This is a genomic window from Ancylobacter sp. WKF20 (assembly GCF_029760895.1).
Lineage (GTDB): Bacteria > Pseudomonadota > Alphaproteobacteria > Rhizobiales > Xanthobacteraceae > Ancylobacter.
Map to the genome: position 1 here is coordinate 1 of NZ_CP121679.1, position 16931 is coordinate 16931.

At 68.9% G+C, this 16931-nt stretch carries 14 protein-coding genes; 8 read left to right on the forward strand and 6 right to left on the reverse strand.

Features of this window, described 5'->3' with window-relative positions:
- Positions 1 to 1659 carry a lysine--tRNA ligase gene (locus AncyloWKF20_RS00005; protein ID WP_279315941.1) on the forward strand — a complete coding sequence of 553 codons (1659 nt, stop codon included), beginning with the start codon at positions 1 to 3 and terminating at the stop codon, positions 1657 to 1659.
- A 70-nt stretch (positions 1660 to 1729) separates the two neighbouring features.
- Here AncyloWKF20_RS00005 and AncyloWKF20_RS00010 read toward each other — a convergent pair whose 3' ends face one another.
- Both AncyloWKF20_RS00010 and AncyloWKF20_RS00015 read right to left on the reverse strand, forming a co-directional pair.
- Positions 1730 to 3262: a GMC family oxidoreductase N-terminal domain-containing protein gene (locus AncyloWKF20_RS00010; protein ID WP_279315942.1), complete on the reverse strand. Its 1533-nt coding sequence runs from the start codon at positions 3260 to 3262 to the stop codon at positions 1730 to 1732.
- A gap of 96 nt (positions 3263 to 3358) precedes the next feature.
- Positions 3359 to 4072: an FCD domain-containing protein gene (locus AncyloWKF20_RS00015; protein WP_279315943.1), complete on the reverse strand. Its 714-nt coding sequence runs from the start codon at positions 4070 to 4072 to the stop codon at positions 3359 to 3361.
- Between the two features lie 401 nt (positions 4073 to 4473).
- On the opposite strand from AncyloWKF20_RS00015, the gene AncyloWKF20_RS00020 reads away from it, so the two are divergent.
- Positions 4474 to 5649: an alanine--glyoxylate aminotransferase family protein gene (locus AncyloWKF20_RS00020; RefSeq protein ID WP_279315945.1), complete on the forward strand. Its 1176-nt coding sequence runs from the start codon at positions 4474 to 4476 to the stop codon at positions 5647 to 5649.
- Between the two features lie 17 nt (positions 5650 to 5666).
- Here the strand turns inward: AncyloWKF20_RS00020 and AncyloWKF20_RS00025 are convergent, their stop codons facing one another.
- From AncyloWKF20_RS00025 to AncyloWKF20_RS00040, 4 genes are all read right to left on the reverse strand, one after another.
- Complete coding sequence (locus AncyloWKF20_RS00025) at positions 5667 to 6602, reverse strand: ABC transporter permease (RefSeq protein ID WP_279315946.1); 936 nt, start codon at positions 6600 to 6602, stop codon at positions 5667 to 5669.
- A 12-nt stretch (positions 6603 to 6614) separates the two neighbouring features.
- Positions 6615 to 7730, reverse strand: a complete 1116-nt coding sequence (locus AncyloWKF20_RS00030; RefSeq protein WP_279315947.1) for an ABC transporter permease — start codon at positions 7728 to 7730, stop codon at positions 6615 to 6617.
- The gene (locus tag AncyloWKF20_RS00035) at positions 7727 to 9304 is read right to left on the reverse strand and encodes an ABC transporter ATP-binding protein (RefSeq protein WP_279315948.1); all 1578 of its coding nucleotides are present in this window, start codon (positions 9302 to 9304) and stop codon (positions 7727 to 7729) included. Before AncyloWKF20_RS00035 ends, AncyloWKF20_RS00030 begins: the two co-directional genes overlap by 4 nt.
- Before the next feature lie 142 nt (positions 9305 to 9446).
- The gene (locus AncyloWKF20_RS00040) at positions 9447 to 10505 is read right to left on the reverse strand and encodes a BMP family protein (protein WP_279315949.1); all 1059 of its coding nucleotides are present in this window, start codon (positions 10503 to 10505) and stop codon (positions 9447 to 9449) included.
- A gap of 94 nt (positions 10506 to 10599) precedes the next feature.
- Between AncyloWKF20_RS00040 and AncyloWKF20_RS00045 the strand changes: the two genes are divergently transcribed.
- The 6 genes from AncyloWKF20_RS00045 to AncyloWKF20_RS00070 all read left to right on the forward strand — a co-directional run bounded on the left by AncyloWKF20_RS00045 (position 10600) and on the right by AncyloWKF20_RS00070 (position 16884).
- Positions 10600 to 11058, forward strand: a complete 459-nt coding sequence (locus tag AncyloWKF20_RS00045; protein ID WP_279315951.1) for a hypothetical protein — start codon at positions 10600 to 10602, stop codon at positions 11056 to 11058.
- A 493-nt stretch (positions 11059 to 11551) separates the two neighbouring features.
- Positions 11552 to 13036: a 4-hydroxyphenylacetate 3-hydroxylase N-terminal domain-containing protein gene (locus tag AncyloWKF20_RS00050; protein WP_267583501.1), complete on the forward strand. Its 1485-nt coding sequence runs from the start codon at positions 11552 to 11554 to the stop codon at positions 13034 to 13036.
- Between the two features lie 116 nt (positions 13037 to 13152).
- On the forward strand, positions 13153 to 13629 hold the full coding sequence (locus AncyloWKF20_RS00055) for an ester cyclase (RefSeq protein ID WP_279315952.1): 477 nt from the start codon (positions 13153 to 13155) through the stop codon (positions 13627 to 13629).
- Positions 13626 to 15086, forward strand: a complete 1461-nt coding sequence (locus AncyloWKF20_RS00060; RefSeq protein WP_279315953.1) for an amidase — start codon at positions 13626 to 13628, stop codon at positions 15084 to 15086. Before AncyloWKF20_RS00055 ends, AncyloWKF20_RS00060 begins: the two co-directional genes overlap by 4 nt.
- On the forward strand, positions 15086 to 16363 hold the full coding sequence (locus AncyloWKF20_RS00065; protein WP_279315954.1) for an amidase: 1278 nt from the start codon (positions 15086 to 15088) through the stop codon (positions 16361 to 16363). The genes AncyloWKF20_RS00060 and AncyloWKF20_RS00065 overlap by 1 nt, the downstream gene beginning before the upstream one ends.
- Complete coding sequence (locus AncyloWKF20_RS00070; RefSeq protein ID WP_279315955.1) at positions 16363 to 16884, forward strand: flavin reductase family protein; 522 nt, start codon at positions 16363 to 16365, stop codon at positions 16882 to 16884. The genes AncyloWKF20_RS00065 and AncyloWKF20_RS00070 overlap by 1 nt, the downstream gene beginning before the upstream one ends.
- The last annotated feature ends 47 nt before the right edge of the window (positions 16885 to 16931 follow it).

Below are 16931 nucleotides of genomic sequence, written 5' to 3' on the forward strand. Positions count from 1 at the left end.
ATGACGGCGACCGCTCAGGTCGAAGATGTTGCAGCCGAACTGCGTGAGCTGGCGGAGACCGCCGGCGCCTGGCCGTTCGAGGAAGCCCGCAAGATCGTCGAGCGCCTGAAGCGGAAACCCAAAGCCGAGGTCCTGTTCGAGACCGGCTACGGTCCCTCGGGCCTGCCCCATATCGGCACCTTTGGCGAGGTGGCGCGCACGACCATGGTGCGCCACGCCTTCCATGTGCTGACCGAGGGCAAGATTCCGACGCGGCTGCTGTGCTTCTCGGACGACATGGACGGGATGCGCAAGATCCCCGAGAACGTGCCGGACCCGGTGGCGCTGAAGCCCTATCTGCAGATGCCGCTCACCAAGGTTCCGAACCCGTTCGGCGGCGGCTATGAGAGCTTCGGCCACCACAACAACGCCATGCTCCGGCGCTTCCTCGACACGTTCGGCTTCGACTACGAGTTCGCCAGCGCCACCGACTATTATTTCTCCGGCAAGCTCGACCCGATCCTCTTGAAGGCGGCCGCGCATTACGAGGCCATCATGGAAGTGATGCTGCCGACGCTGGGCGATGAGCGGCAGGCGACCTATTCGCCCTTCCTGCCGATCTCGCCGACCTCCGGCCGCGTGCTCTATGTGCCGCTGAAGGCGGTGGACGCCACCGCCGGCACCATCACCTTCACCGACGAGGATGGGGTGGACAAGACCGTTCCGGTCACCGGCGGCAATGTGAAGCTGCAGTGGAAGCCCGATTTCGGCGCCCGCTGGGCGGCGCTCGACGTCGATTTCGAGATGTTCGGCAAGGATCACCAGACCAACGCGCCGATCTATGACGCGATCTGCAACATCCTCGGCGGCGTGGCGCCCGAGCACTTCGTCTATGAGCTGTTCCTCGACGAGAACGGCCAGAAGATCTCGAAGTCCAAGGGCAACGGCCTGACCATCGACGAGTGGCTGACCTATGCCAGCCCCGAGAGCCTGGCGCTGTACATGTTCCAGTCGCCGCGCTCGGCCAAGAAGCTGCATTTCGACGTGATCCCGAAGGCGGTGGACGAGTATTTCAATTTCCTCGCCCGCTATCCCCAGCAGGACTGGAAGACCCGGCTCGGCAACCCGGTCTGGCACATCCACTCCGGCAACCCGCCGGTGGAGGAACTGCCGCTCACCTTCGGGCTGATGCTCAAGCTCGCCTCGGCCGCCAATGCCGAGGACAAGGCGGTGCTGTGGCGCTTCATCGAGCGCTACGCGCCGGGCACCTCGCCGGAAAGCCACCCGACGCTCGACCAGCTCGCCGGCTATGCCGTGCGCTACTTCATCGACCGGGTGAAGCCGCGCCGCGCCTTCCGTCTGCCGGACGAGGTGGAGGCGAAGGCACTTGCCGCGCTCGACGCCGCGCTGGCGCAGGTGGATGGCGAGGACCGCGAGGCCATCCAGAACGCGGTGCTCGATGTCGGCCGCGCCGAGCCGCGCTATCAGGACCACAAGCGCAAGAGCCCGACCGGCGGGCCGGGCGTCACCTTCGCCTGGTTCAGCGCCCTCTATGAGCTGCTGCTGGGCGAGAAGGAAGGCCCGCGCTTCGGCTCCTTCGTCGCCGCCTATGGCATCCCGGAGACGCGCGCGCTGATCGCCCGCGCGCTGGCCGGGGAGCTGGCCAAGGGCGCAGCCTGATACGGCGCCGTCAGGCCCCTATCGTCTGAACGAACGGCGCGTCCTCACCCGAGGGCGCGCCGTTCGCGTGTCACGCCGGGCGGAAATCGGCGGCGAAGGTCTCCGCAATGGCGAGGATCGCCGCGTGGACCGGGCCGGAGGTGATGGTGGGGATCACCGAGGCATCGACGATGTGCAGCCCCTCGAAGCCGCGCAGCTTGAGGTTGGCGTCCACCACGCTCGCCTCATCCGCCCCCATGCGGCAGGTGCCGACCGGGTGGTGATGGGTGATGACGGCGCGGGCGAGAAAGGCGTCGATCTCCGCCTCGCTGCGCAGGTCGATGCCCGGATAGATCTCCTCCGCCCGCCAGTCATCCAGCGCCGCCGCATGGCCGATCTCGCGGGCGAGTTCCAGCGCCCGGCGGGCGAGGCGCCGGTCATGCTCGGTGGAGAGATAGGCGGGGTCGATGAAGGGGGCGTCGTCGAGATTCGGCCCGGTGACGGTGAGTCGCCCCCGGCTGGTCGGGTGGGTGACGCCCGACAGAATGGTGAAGGCCGAGCCATAGGCGGGGGCCTCGAAGCACTCCGAGACGGTGGGCGCGGCGACGCAGCCGAGCACGACATCGGGCGCGCCCTCCGCCCGCGTCGGATCGTCCGCGTTCAGATACATCAGCGATTCCGAGTGCTGGAGCTTCGAGGGCGGCACGGGCTTCTTGGCGCGGTAGACATTGCCGGCGGTGAGCAGGTGGTCGTGCAGATTGCCGCCGACGCCCGCCCGGTCCGCCACGCAGGCGATGCCCGCCGCCTTGAGGTCAACCGCCGGGCCGATGCCGGAGCGTATGAGCAGCAGCGGCGAGGCGATGGCGCCCGCGGCAAGCAGGATCGTGCCGGCGGAAAACATTTGTCGCGCGCCGCCCAGCTCCGCCTCGACGCCGGTGATGCGCGTGCCGGCCAGCACCAGCCGGTGGACCCGCACGCCGGTGATCAGGGTGAGGTTCGGCCGGTCGAGCACCGGCACGAGCCAGGCGTCGGCGGCACTGACGCGCTTGCCGTCGCGGATGGTCAGCGAGTTGGGCGCGACGCCGTTGAGCGGGCCGGCATTGTGGTCGCCGATCGCGGGCACGCCGCGCGCCACGCCGGCCGCCATATAGGCGCGCACCACGGGGCTGACTTCCTCATCGGGCAGATAGACGGTGAGGGGGCCGTCGGCGCCATGGGAGGCATCCGCCCCGCGGGAAAAAGCTTCACTGCGGCGGAAGGCGGGCAACAGGCCCTCATAGGACCAGCGCGCATCGCCGGTCGCCAGCGCCCAGGGCGCGAAGTCGTCCGCATGGCCGCGCACATGCGCCATGGCGTGCAGGCAGCTTGAGCCGCCGACAATGCGCCCGCGCGGCCAGGGGTGGATGCGGTTCGCCGTGCCGGGCTGGGGGATGGTGCGGTAGGCCCAATCATAAGGCCGATCCTGCAGCGCCGGCCATTTCTGCGGAATGGCGATGTCCGGGTCGCTCGGGTGCTCGCCGGCCTCCAGCAGGCCGACCGAGACATCCGGGTTCTCCGACAGGCGCGCGGCGAGCACGCTGCCGGCCGAGCCGGCGCCGATGATGAGGATATCGAAGGAAGTCATCGAAGGCGTCTCCGGGAGCGAACGGACAAGAAGGGGTGTTCCGCGTGCGGTGGCGCGCGGTGGGGAAGGCTCGGAAAGCGAAAGGGCGTGGGCGGGCTAGAGGGCGCCGCCCGGCGCGAGGCGTCCCATGATCTTCTGCTGCAGGGTCGCGAGGTGCTGCCACATGCCGCGCTCGGCCGCTTCCGGGTCGCGGGCGGCGATGGCCTCGGCGATCTGCCGGTGCTCGGCATCGCGCAGCCGCACGCGCTCGGGGACCAGCGTGGCGTCGCTATCGGTGAAGCGCAGGCGGCCGTCATTGGCGACGCGGTGCAGCAGCACATAGAGCTCGGAGGCCAGCGCGTTGCGGGCGCCGGCGGCGATGGATTTGTGGAACACCATGTCGGCGTCGATCGGGTCGGCATCGGGCGCGGTGGTGGCCGCGCGCAGGATGCGGTCGATCTCGACCGGGCTCGCCCGCAGCGCCGCGAGGCGGGCCAGCGAGGGCTCCAGCATCAGGCGCAGCTCCATCACCTCCAGCGGGTTGGTGGAGTTGACGAGATTGCGGTTGCTGTCGATGGCGGTGGAGGCGCGCCGGCCGGCCCGCGCCGGCTCCAGCTCGCCGCTCGCCCTGAGCACGCCGAGCGCCCGGCGCAGCGTGTGGCGCTTCACGCTCAGCTCTTCCGCCACCACGCGCTCGGGTGGCACGCCGCCGGTGCGGGCGATGATGGCGCGGATCGAGTCGACGAGTTCCTCGATGCCGGCGGCCTCGGCGGCGCCGATCCCTGCTTCGCTGCGCGTCCTGCGTCCGGTCTTGTCCGCTATCGCGTCCATCGAGGTCACTTCCGTTCTGCTGTTGGGCCGGCCCGCCGCGCCGCCGCACGGGCGAGCGCAGGGCTGATCGCGAGGCTCCACCGAACCCCGGCCCGCCGCCAAATGTATGGGCGGTGCGCCCCAGTTACAATATTGGTTGTCTTCTGGTCGAGAGCCTGCGGGGTATTGCGTACAATTTCGCCCGCCAAAGCGGAGCGGCCACCCCGGCCGCGGGCGCCTGGCGCGGAGCGCTGCATGGGGCAGAAGCGAGGCTCTGCATATGAAAGCCGCCCGCTGCGGTTCCCGGTTGCGGCGCAACCCGGCTGGTGCCAATCTGGAACCATTGTAGCCGGTTCGGTTGGATTTTGGTTGAAATCGTCCCCGGCTGCGTGTCCATCCCGTCGAACAGCCAGAGCAACGCCATGCGGTACGCGCCTTCCGACCTTCCGGTCTTCACCCTGACGACGGGCCCCGTCGACGCCTACCCGGCGGTGCTGCGCGGCCTCGCCGCGACCGTGCTGTACGATTACGACCCGGCCTTCCAGGCGACCTACCAGCGCGTCAGCGAGAAGCTCGCGACCGTGGTGAAGGCTGAGACGATCCCGGTCATCCTGCAGGGCGAGCCGGTGCTGGGGCTGGAAGCCGCCGCCGCTTCGCTGATCGGCCCCGATGATGTGGTGCTGAACCTCGTCAACGGCGTCTATTCCAAGGGCTTCGCGCCCTGGGCGGCGCGCAGCGGCGCCACCATCGTCGAGCTCGCCGTGCCCTATGACCGGGTGATCGACCCCACTGAGGTCGCCCGCGTGCTGGCCGAACGGCCGGACATCACCGTGGTCGCCGCCTGCCACCACGACACGCCGTCGGGCACCATCAACCCGATCGCCGAGATCGGCGCGGTGGTGGCGGCCCATGGCGCGCTGTTCCTGGTCGATGCCGTCTCGTCCTTCGGCGGCATGGCGGTCGATTCGGCCTCTGCCAAGATCGACCTGCTGATCACCGGCCCGAACAAGTGCTTGGGCTGCCCGCCCGGCCTGTCCATCCTCGGCGTGTCCAACCGTGCCTGGGCCAAGATGAAGGCCAACAAGCTGGCGCCGCGCGGCTCGATCCTGAGCATTCTCGACTGGGAAGACGCCTGGCGCGCCGACAAGCCCTTTCCCTTCACGCCCTCGGTCGCCGAGATCAACGGGCTGGAAGCGGCCATCGACCTTTATCTGGCGGAAGGGCCGGAGAAGGTCTGGGCCCGCCACGCGCTCACCGCCGCCGCCTGCCGCGCCGGGCTGAAGGCGATGGGGCTGGCGATCTGGGCGGCGGATGACGCCTTCGCTTCGCCCACCGCCACCGCCGTGCGCACGCCCGAAGGCATCGACGAGGCCGAACTGCGGGCGTTGGTGCGGGCGCGCTACGGCGTGGTGCTCTCCTCCGGCCGTGGCGAGACGCTCGGCAAGCTCACCCGCATCGGCCATATGGGCCCGACCGCCCAGCCGCTCTACGCCGTGGTGGCGCTGACCGCCTTCGCCGGTGCGCTCGGTGCGCTCGGCCATACGGTCGATGTCGGCGCCGGTGTCGCCGCCGCTCTGGCGGTGATCGACGCGGGCTGAGAGCAAGCGGGGCGTGTTCATCGCGCGCCCCGCACATAATGGGTGCCGAGCGCCGGCGGCAGGCTCGCCTTGCGGCCGAACAGCACCAGCACGGTGAGCACGGCAGCGAAGGGCAGCATCTGGATCACATCGGTCGGGATGCTGACGCCCGCCACCTGAAGCGCCGTGGTGGCCGAGAGGCACGCGCCGAACAACAGCGCGCCGCACAGGACCCAGAGCGGTTTGCCGCGCGCCTGCATGGCCAGCACGATGCCGATGAAGCCGGCGCCATTGGTCATGAAGGGCACGAAGATGCCGGCGCCGACCTCGGCCATGAAGGCCCCGCCGACCCCGGCGAGGCCACCGGTGATGAGCACGGCGATGGTGCGCACGCGCACCACGTCGACGCCCGCCGCATCCAGCGCCGCCGGCTTGTCGCCGGCCGCCTGAAGCGCCAGGCCGAACTGGGTCGAACGGAAGACGTAAGCCGTGACCGCCACCGCCAGCACCGCGAGATAGACGATGGGCGGCCGGTCGAACAAAGCCGGGCCGACGACCGGCAGGCTCGACAGGCCGGGAATCGGCAGCGTCTCCACCGCCGGCAGGCGCGGATAGCTCTGCGCGAACTGGAAATGATGCAGCAGGGCGGTGAGCCCTTCCGCGCCGAGGGTGAGCGCGATGCCGATGACGATCTGGCTCAGCCCCATGCGGATGCACAGCACCGCCATCGGCACCGCCACCGCCATGCCGCCCACGGCGCCGCCGAGAAAGCCGAGCCAGATGGAGCCAGTGTGATAGGCGACGAGGAAGCCGGCATAGGCGCCGAACAGCATCATCCCCTCAATGCCGATATTGAGCACGCCGGCCTTCTCGGAGATCTGCTCGCCGAGGCCCGCCAGCATTAGCGGGATGCCGGCGGTGAGCGCGCCGAGCACGAGGGAGGTGAGGAAGGCGTCGGTGAACAGAGCGGACATGGTCTCTCCCCCTCACTTGCCGGCGGCGCGGCGGCGCTGGTCGAGATATTCGGCGACGCCGAGCATCACGAGCAGGATGGCCACCACGACGAGGGTGAAGAAATTCGGCACGCCGGTGCGCCGGGCCGCGCTCTCGCCGCCGATCGACAGCACCGAGAACAGGAAGACGAAGGCGATGGTGGCGAAGCCGTTGAAGCGGGCGAGGAACACCAGCGGGATCACCGTCATCGCGTAATGCGGGTTCCAGTCGGCGCGCACATTGCCCTGCACGCCCAGGATCTCGACGGCGCCGGCAAGGCCGGCCAGCGCGGCGGAGATGGCGAAGACGGCGACGGTGAGCGCCGGCACCGGCAGGCCGGCATGGATCGCCGCGCGTGGATTGGCGCCGACGATGCGCAGCTTCAGCCCGAAGGCGGTGCGGGTCATGACGAGATGCACCGCGATGACCGCGACGAGGCCGATAAGGAGGCCGCTCGACACGGTGGTGTCGAACAGGCGCGGCAGACGGTCGGCGACCGCCAGCGTGCGGGTCTGCGGCACGGTCGTGGCGGGGTCGCGGAAGGCGAGCTTCACCAGCACATTGGCGAAGGAGACGCCGAGAAAGGTCATCATCAGCGTGGTGATGATCTCGTTGACGCCCTGATAGGCCTTGAGCAGCGCCGGCAGCACCGACCAGACGGCGCCGATGAGCGCGCCGACCAGAAGGCCGACCACCAGCACAAGCCACGCTGGCAGATGCGGCGCCAGCAGCGGGCAGAGCGCGGCGACCACCACGGCGCTGAGCAGGAACTGCCCGTCGCCGCCGAGATTCCAGATGCCGGCGCGGAACGCCACGATGAGGCCGGCGGCGAGCAGCAGCAGCGGCCCCATGCGGGTCAGCGTCGCCTGAAGGCCGTAAGGATTGATCAGCCCGCGCTCGATGACGAAGCCGTAATAGGCCAGCGGATCGACGCCCAGCGCCAGCAGCACGAGGGCCGACAGCAGCAGCGCGCCGATGACCGGGCCGATGCCGAGCAGGGCGACGCGGCCACGGGCGCGCCAGATCTCCGCACGAGCGGCGGACGCCGCCGCGCGGTCGAGCCGGGCGGCCTCGGTGAGATCGGGGGTGGAAGTGTGGGTATTGCTCATGCCGTCACGCCGCTCATCAGTTCACCGACCCGGCCACGGGCCGCGGCATCGTTCTCGACCACGCCGACCACCGCGCCGCGCGACATCACGGCGATGCGGTCGGACAGCTCCAGCACCTCCTCAAGGTCCGTCGAGATCAGGATGACGGCGAGCCCGCGATCAGCCGCCTCGCGGATGCGCTGGCGGGTGGCGCGGATATTGTTCACGTCCAGCCCATAGGTCGGCTTGGCGAAGATCACCGCCTTGGCCGCGCCGGAGAGTTCGCGGGCCAGCAGCGCCTTCTGGATGTTGCCGCCGGAGAGCTTGCCGATGGGCGTCTCGATGCCGGGCGTGCGCACGTCGAATTCGCCGACGAGCCGGCGGGCATGGGCGGCGATGGCGTCGGGCTGGTCGAATCCGGCGCGCCAGAAGGGCGACTCGCCCACCTGTTTCAGCAAAAGGTTGAGCGAGATGGCGAAGCCACCGACCGTGCCCTCGCCGAGACGATCGTCTGTGACATAGCGCAGGCCGCGCTCGCGCCGGGCGCCGACGTCGAGCCGCTCGATGGATTCGCCGCCGAGCAGGATACGGCCGGCCGAAAGCGGGCGCTGGCCAGCGAGCGCCTCGGCGAACTGTTTCTGGCCGTTGCCGTCAATGCCGGCGAGGCCGAGAATTTCGCCCGGTGCCACGGTGAGATCGACAGGCTCGACCGGCACGGCGGGATCGTCCACCGTCAGCCCTTCCAGCACCAGAAGCGGCGGCTGGGGCGCGCGGGGCGCGCGCGGGGCGGCGCTCGCCTGCGCGCTTGCATCGGTGCCGAACATCAGCCGGATGATTTCCGCCGTCGCCGCGGCCGGGCCGAGCGCGGCAAGCCGCTCCGGCGCGATCTCGCCGACCTTGCGGCCGAGCCGCAGCACGGTGATGCGGTTGCCGAAGGACAGCGCCTCATTGAGCTTGTGGGTGATGAAGACGACGGCGATGCCGAGCCGGGTCAGCCGGCCCATCAGCGCGCCGAGATCCTCCGCCCCCTTGGGCGTCAGCATGGCGGTCGCTTCATCGAGGATGAGCACGCGCGAGCCGCGCATCAGCGCGCGGACGATCTCCACCTGCTGCTGCTCGCCGAGCGAGAGCGTGCCGACCTTGGCGTCGGGGTCGATGGTGACGCCGATATCGGCGCAGACCTGCGCCATGCGGCGCGCGACGCCCGCGCGGTCGGGCCGCGACCACCAGGGGCCGCCGAGCGCCATGTTGTCGGCGACGCTCAGCGAGGGCACGAGCATGGAATGCTGGAACACCGTGCCGATGCCGAGTTCCAGCGCGCGGGCGGGGGAATTGATGCGCACCTCGTGATGGTCGATGAGAATGCCGCCCTCATCGGGCGTCTGCAGGCCGGAGAGCATGCCGACCAGCGTCGATTTGCCGGCGCCGTTCTCGCCGAGCAGCACATGCACCTCGCCCGGAAACAGATCGAAGGACACGCCATCATTGGCGACCACGCCGGGAAAGCGTTTGGTCACATGGTCGAAGGTGACGATCGGGCGGGGCGGCGCCGATGGGTCACTGTGCGGCGGGTGCGCGGGGGCGGGCTGGGTCATGATCTGCTGCTGGTCGTCCCGGCGCCGGAGGGAGCAGGGCAAAAATCGGTAAGGAAGGCCGGGCGATGAGACGTCGCGGGGCGTTCCGATGGGCAATGGCGGGAGGCCACGGCCGGCCCGACGGCAGGCCGTGGCCCGCTCGTCACGGCGTGGTGGTGAGCTGCGACACCATCTTGTGCACGGTGTCGGCATCGTAATGCGCGGTCACCTTGATCTTGCCGTCGATGATGTCCTTCTTTAGCGCCTCGATCTGCGCCCACACATCATCCGGGATGTGCTTGGTCTTGAGCAGCGTGACCGAGCCGTCCTTCAGGTTGATGTCGTAGTTGTGGGAGCCGTATTTGCCGGCCTTCACATCCGCGATCATCGCCGCATAGACCGGGGTGAGGTTCCACACCACGGAGGAGAGCAGGTTGCCCTTGTCGATGGCGGTCTTGTCGCCGATCACGTCGATGAAATAGACCTTGCCGCCATTGGTCGCCTTGTTGGTCTCGACCGCCTGCAGCATGCCGAAGCTCGAGCCGTTGCCCTGGCCGAAGATGATGTCGGCGCCGGCCGCGATCAGCGCCTCGGTGACGCGCTTGCCGCCCGCCGCGTCCGAATAGGCCGCCGGTCCGATCACCGCGTAGCGCACATTGATGCCGGGCTTCTCGGCCTTGGCGCCCTCGGCGAAAGCGGAGGACTGCGAGTTCCAGGACGGGGGCTCGCCGGAGACGACGATGCCGACCGTGCCGGTCTTGCTCATCTTGGCGGCGAGGCGGCCGGCGAGATAAGCGCCCTCATGGCCGCTGGCGGTATAGTCGGCGACCGCGCCGGGCTTGCGGGCGTCCGGCAGGTCGACGATGGCGACCGGCACCTTCATCTCGGCGCCGATTTCGGGGGCGGCGGTGTTGTAGCCGCTGGCATGGGCGATCAGCAGGCCCGCGCCGTCCTGCGCCATTTCGCGCAGGGTGGGACGCACATCGCCATAGCCGAGATTTTCGGCCACCAGCACCTCGACGCCCGCCGCCTTGCCGGCGGCCTTGGCGGCGTCCACGCCCTGCTGGTTCCAGCCATAATCCGTGCCCGGCTCAGGGGTGAGGATGGCGATGGACTTCAGCTCGGCGGCCTGCGACATCGGCGTCATCGCCGTCGACATCAGTGCAATCGACGTCAGGCTCAGAATGGTCAGGGCGGCACGTTTGATGGTAAACTTTCCCATGGAAGGCCCTCTTTATGTTATGATTTGATTTTTACTGTTGCACTTCTACGTTTCTGCGATCATCGATAGGTCGATTTGTCGGAGATTACGTAAAATGTATCGACTTGTGTTTGCCGTAACTGTCGGTCTGGCCGGATTGCTGCTTTCGCCCCTGCCGCGCGCCGGTGCCGAGGAGGCGCTGGTGGTCGAGCGCGGGGTGGAGGGGCTGGTCGCCGTGCCCTTCCAGGTCCGCAATGCGAGCGACCGGCCGCTCACCTGCGCCGCCGCCATCGCCCACTGGTATTCCGCCGACATCGGCACCGTCGCGCCGGGCCAGCGTCTCGACGCCCGGCTCTGGTCGAAGCCGGCGACCGGCGAGGTCTTCCTGCTCAACGCGCAGCAGGACCGGATGCCGATCCAGTCGCTCTGGTGCGGCTACGCGGGGGCGGACGTGTCCACCCGCAGCGTGATAGGCTTGCAGCGGCGCGCCGGGGCGGGCGAGCCGGCGATCAACCTGACCTGCCATGTGGGGAAGGGTGCGCCGGCGCTGGAGTGCCAGCGCGCGGCCGAGTGATCGGTCGGTTCCCTGTCCGGCGCTGCGCATGCCGACCTCTCCGGCGGTGACGAGTCCACCGCGCTGAAACTGTCCGTCGTCCTCAACCAAAAAGCCAGAACCAATTTTTTTGGTCAAGCGGCGAAACGGTTGAGATGCGTCGTTTTCAGGGAGATTTCGCTGCTGCATCGCAGCGACTGCATCATTTTTAATCGAAATTTTGGTGCTTCCCAAACGGAGAATCGAGCGGAATTCGCCAATTGGAAGCCTTTCTGCATAATAATCTTTCGTTTCGGCGGCATGTGCCCGAATTTTGTGCCGTGGAATGGCTTTGATTTGGGGCTTGACCATTTCGGCCAATCAATGGTTGGATCATCTCACCCGAGCCCGAGAGGCGACGCAGGCCAAGGTTTCGACCGCAAGGTTTCGACCTACCGCCTGCGGCGTTGCCGATGTGCCGACGAGTTGGATGAAGAAGAGCGTCCGGGGCGGGCCTTCCACAGGAGATCGGACGATGAACGCGCATACGGCGAAGCGGGATCTGCCCGTAGGCCACAAGCTCAAGACCGGTGAGGAATTCAAGAAGTCGCTCGATGACGGTCGCGCCTTGTGGGTTGGCGGCAAGCGCATCGCCCGCGTCTTCGACAACCCGGCGCTCTCCGCCGGTGTCGACCTAATTGCCTCGATGTTCGATGACCAGTTCACGCCGGAATTCGCCGACGCCACGACCTATATCGACGAGAGCGGCGCCGTGGCGAGCCGGTCCTGGCAGGTGCCGCGCACCAAGGAAGACCTCGCCGATCGTCGCAAGATGATCGAGTATACCAGCCTGAAGACCGCCGGCACTTTCGGCCGCCCGCCGGATCTCGCCCCGGCCATCGCGGTGGGCCTGCTGGCCTATCTGCCGACCTTCAAGTCGAAGAAGTCGATGATCGAGGGCTGCAATCCCGATTTCGCGGAGAATATCGAGCGCTATGTCGCCTATGGCCGCGACACCAACCTCACCGCCTCGGAAAGCCTGACCGGCCCGCAGAACGACCGCTCCAGCGCCAAGGGCGCGGAAGCCTCGCTGCTCAAGGTCAAGAGCGTCGAGAAGGGCGGCATCCGCGTTTCCGGCGCCAAGACGGTGGGCTCGATCTCGGCGCAGGCCAATGAGATCTTCTTCACCAATCTCGGCGGCATTCGCGAGACCCCGGCGGAAGCCTGCATCTGGGCCTCGGTGCCGATCAATGCCGAGGGCATCAAGCTGATCTCGCGCGAGATGGTCTCCCATCCCGGCGCCGACCCGTTCGATCATCCGGTCGCCCGCCTCGGCGAGGAAGCCGACCAACTCATCATCTTTGACAACGTCTTCGTGCCGACCGATCGCATCTTCAACCTCGGCGACCCGACGGCGATGTCCTATTACGGGCCGGTCTGCGTCTTCGCGCACTGGCACGTGCTGACCCGCCTCACGGTGAAGGCCGAGCTGTTCGTCGGCGCCGGCCAGCTGGTGCTCGACATTCTCGGCACCTCGCACATCCCGGCGGTGCAGGGGATGCTCGGCGAGATCATCCAGTACGCCCAGACGCTGCGCGCTTTCGTGACCGCCGCCGAGGCGCTGGCCAAGCCCACCGAGGGCGAGGTGATGGCGCCGGATGTCGGCATGCTCACCGCCGGCCGTCTGTACTCGATCGAGCACTATCCGCGCATCATCCACACGCTGCAGGAACTGTGCGGCCAGGGTCTCGTCATGCGCTTCGGCAAGGCGGCGTTCGACAACCCGGAGATCGGCCATCACCTGCATGACCTGCTACCCGGCAAGGGCGTCAGCGCCGAGGTGAAGGAACTGCTGATGAACTTCATCTGGGACATGACCTCGTCCTCGCTCGCCGGCCGCGTAGCCCTGTTCGAGAACGTCAATGCGAGCCCCGCCCCGCGCCTGCGCGAACGCCTCTATAATGAGGTGAAGCGCGATGCCTTCATCGGCCAGGTGAAGAAGCTCGCCGGCATGCCCTGATCAGGTGCGCCCGGCCTCATTGGCCGGGTTCCCTGTCGCGCCCGCCCCCCGTGCGCGTCGCCGGGCCCTCACTGAGGGTCCGGCATCCCCTTCGCTTGAACCGACCGGAGGCCGACATGGCACCGTCCATGGCCCCAAGCCCGGCCGCCCCCGCTGCCGGGCGTGCCGCTGACGCGCCCGACGTCGTGGACGTGTTCTACGCCGCCTATAACCGGGGCAATGTCGAGGCCGCGAGCGGCCTCTATCTCTGCGATGGTTGGCATGAGGAAGCCCATAACGGCACGCGCCGTCAGGGCCGCGAGGCGCTGCGCGAGGGGCTGGAGCGCTTCTTCGGCTTCATCACCGAGGCCCATTGGCAGGTGCGCGAGCGGATCGATTCCGGCCCGCGCGTCGCCGTCGTCTACACGCTGACCGGCCGGCTCGGCGTCGATCTGCGCGGCGCGCCGACGCGCGGCCTGCCGATCGAGCTGCGCGGTATCCACCTGTTCGACCTCGCCGACGGCGCCATCGCCGGCACGCGCGATTATTGGGATCCGGCTGAGTTCCAGCGGCAGATCAGTGGCGCCGGGGCACGGGTGGGGATGACGGCATGAGCACGGTGTCCAAACATGCCGGCTTCGCCGATTACGAGGATTATGACGCCATCGGCCTCGCCGAGCTGGTGCGCGCCGGCGAGGTGAAGCCGGTCGAACTGCTCGACGCCGCCCTGTCGCGCGCCGACGCGCATGAGCCGGTGCTCCATGCCCTGGTGCATCGCTTCGACGATCTGGCGCGGCAGGCCATTGCCGACGGGTTGCCGGACGGGCCGTTCACCGGCGTGCCCTTCATCCTGAAGAACACCGGTTTCGAGATGGCGGGCACGGTGCTGTCCACCGGCTCGAACCTGTTCCGCGACAATGTCTCGGCCCGCGACGGCACGCTGGTCGCCCGCTACAAGGCGGCGGGGCTGGTCATCCTCGCCAAATCCAACACGCCGGAATTCGCGCTGAGCTTCACCACGGAGCCGGACGCCTTCGGCCCCTCGCGCAACCCGTGGAACACGGCGCTGAGCCCGGGCGGCTCGTCCGGCGGCTCCACGGCGGCGGTGGCGGCGGGCTACCTACCCATGGCCAACACGTCGGATGGCGCCGGCTCGACCCGGCTGCCGGCCTCGCATTGCGGGCTGTTCGGCTTCAAGCCCAGCCGGATGCTCAACCCCCTCGGCCCGGTGGTCGTCGAGGCCATCGCTGGCATGTCGACCCCCCATGCTGCCAGCTGGAGCGTGCGCGACAACGCCGCGCTGCTGGATGCGACCGCCGGGCCGGACATTGGCGACCCTTATTTCGTGCCGGTGGGCAAGGAGAGCTACCTGTCGCAGGTGGCGCGCGATCCCCGCCCGCTGCGCATCGGCTTCACCCCCGATTCGCCGCTCGGCACCCCGGTCGACCCGGAATGCCGGCGCGTGGCGGAAGCTGCCGCGCGGCTGTGCGAAGCGCTCGGCCACAAGGTCGAGATCTGCGAGCCCGGTTATGACGCCCATGCCCTGAAGGTAGCCTGGCGCATCATCGTTGGCGTCAACGTCGCTCCGGCGGTCGAAGGGCGCGGCCGGGCACTGGGACTTGCCGAACCGCTCGATGGCATCGAGCCGGTGAACGCGGACTGGGTGCGTGAGGCGCGCGAGTTGCCGGCCACCGCCTATCTCGGCGCGGTCAACACGCTGCATCAGACAGCGCGCGCCCTCGGGCGCTTCTTCTCCCGCTACGACGTGCTGCTTTCGCCCACTGCCGCCGAACTGCCGCCCCCGCTCGGCAAGCTGGCGGGCGCGGGCAAGAGCCTCGACGCCTTCTATGACGCCTTCTGGACCCATGCGCCCTTCACCTGCGCCTTCAACGCCTCGGGCTGTCCGGCGATGAGCGTGCCGCTCGGCATGTCCGGCAACGGCCTGCCCATTGGCGTGCAGTTCGGCGCGGGGTTGGGCCAGGATGGCCTGCTGTTCAGCCTCGCCGGGCAGTTGGAGCGGGCGCGGCCCTGGTTCTGCACCCGGCCGCGCCTTTCCGCCGGAGTTGCCTGATGACCGACATGTCCCTCGCCGATCTCTCCGCCCGCGAGACCGCCCGTCGTGTGAGCGCGGGTGAGGTGACGGCCGAAGCCGTGGCCGCCGCCTTCGCGGACCGCATCGCGGCCGCCGAGCCCGAGGTGCAGGCCTTCGCCTTCTTCGACCGTGACCGCGCGCTGGCGGAAGCCAAGGCCGTGCCCGCCGGGCCGCTGGCCGGTGTGACCTTCGGCGTGAAAGACGTGATCGACACGGTGGATATGCCGACCAGCTATGGTTCGACGGTCTATGAGGGGCATCGCCCGTTGTGGGACGCGCCGTCCGTGGCGCTCACCCGCGCCTTTGGCGGCGTGGTGATGGGCAAGACCGTTACCGTCGAATTCGCCATGAAGAGCCCCGGCAAGACGCGCAACCCGCACAACACCGCCCACACGCCCGGCGGTTCGTCGAGCGGCTCCTGCGCGGCGGTGGCGGCGGGCATGGTGCAGGTTGCCTTCGGCACGCAGACGGCGGGCTCGATCCTGCGGCCGTCCTCCTATTGCGGCGTTGTCGGCTACAAGCCGAGCTTCGGCACGCTCAACCGCGCCGGGGTCAAGCCGCTCTCCGACACGCTGGACCATCTCGGCCTCGTCACCCGCGATGTGCGCGATGCCGCCTTCGTCACCGCGGCCCTCGCCGAGCGCCCTGAGCTGGCGCAGGGCTCCGCGCCGACGGCGCCGCGCATCGGCCTGTTCCGCACCTCCCGCTGGGCGCAGGCGGAACCGGCCACGCGCGACGCGCTCGCCCGCGCGGCGGCGGCCATCGAGGCGGCCGGCGGCACGGTGCGCGAATTGGAGGTGCCCGAGAGCTTCGAGCGGCTCTATGCGCTGTTCGACGCGGTGATGGGCTTCGAGACCCCGCGTACCCTCGCTTATGAGCATCGCGTGCTGGGCGCGCGCATCTCGCCGATCACGCTCGACTTCATCGAGACGCTGTCCCAAGCGACGCGGTCCGACTATGACGCTGCGCTTGCGGCGCTGAAGGACCGCGACGTGCTGGTCGAGGAACTGCTCGCCGGCTGCGATGGCCTCATCACCCCCGCCGCGCCCGGCGAGGCGCCGGTGGGCCTGCCGACGGGCGACCCGGTGTTCAACAAGCCGTGGACGCTGCTGCATGTACCGGCGCTGTCCGTTCCTGCCGGTGTCGGCCCGCTCGGCCTGCCGGTCGGCGTGCAGGTGATCGGGCGCATCGGGGCGGATGCGGAGACGCTGGCGCTCGCCGCCTTCATCGAAGACGCGCTGAAGGCGGCGGCGTGATGGGGGCGCTCGCCATATCATCCATCGAAGCGGTCGACCCGGCGCTGGTCGAGGCGTTCAAGCGCGCCATGGGGCTGACCGCCAGCGCTGTCACCGTCATCACGGCGGGCGAGGGCGAGGCGGTCCGGGGGCTTACCGCCACGGCGGTGTCCAGCGTCTCCATTGCCCCGCCGACCCTGCTCATCTGCGTCAACCGCGAGGGCGACGCGCACCGGGCGATCTCCCGCGCCGGCGCCTTCTGCGTGAATGTGCTGGCGGAAGCGAACCAGCCGGTGGCGGATCGCTTCGCCGGCCGGCAGGGCCTCACTGGGGCCGAGAAGTTTCAGGGCGCCGACTGGTCCCGCCTCGTCACCGGCGCGCCGGCGCTTGATGGGGCGCTGGTCAGCATCGACTGCACGCTGGCCGAGAGCGTCGAGGCCTACACCCACACCGTGTTCTTCGGCACCGTCCGGGCGGTGCGGCTCGGCCCGGCCGCGCCCCCGCTCATCCATTTCGACCGCGCCTATCGCTCGCTGGCGTGAGACGCCGGCGCGCAGGTAAATTTCGCAGGATTCCCAACAGGGAAGGC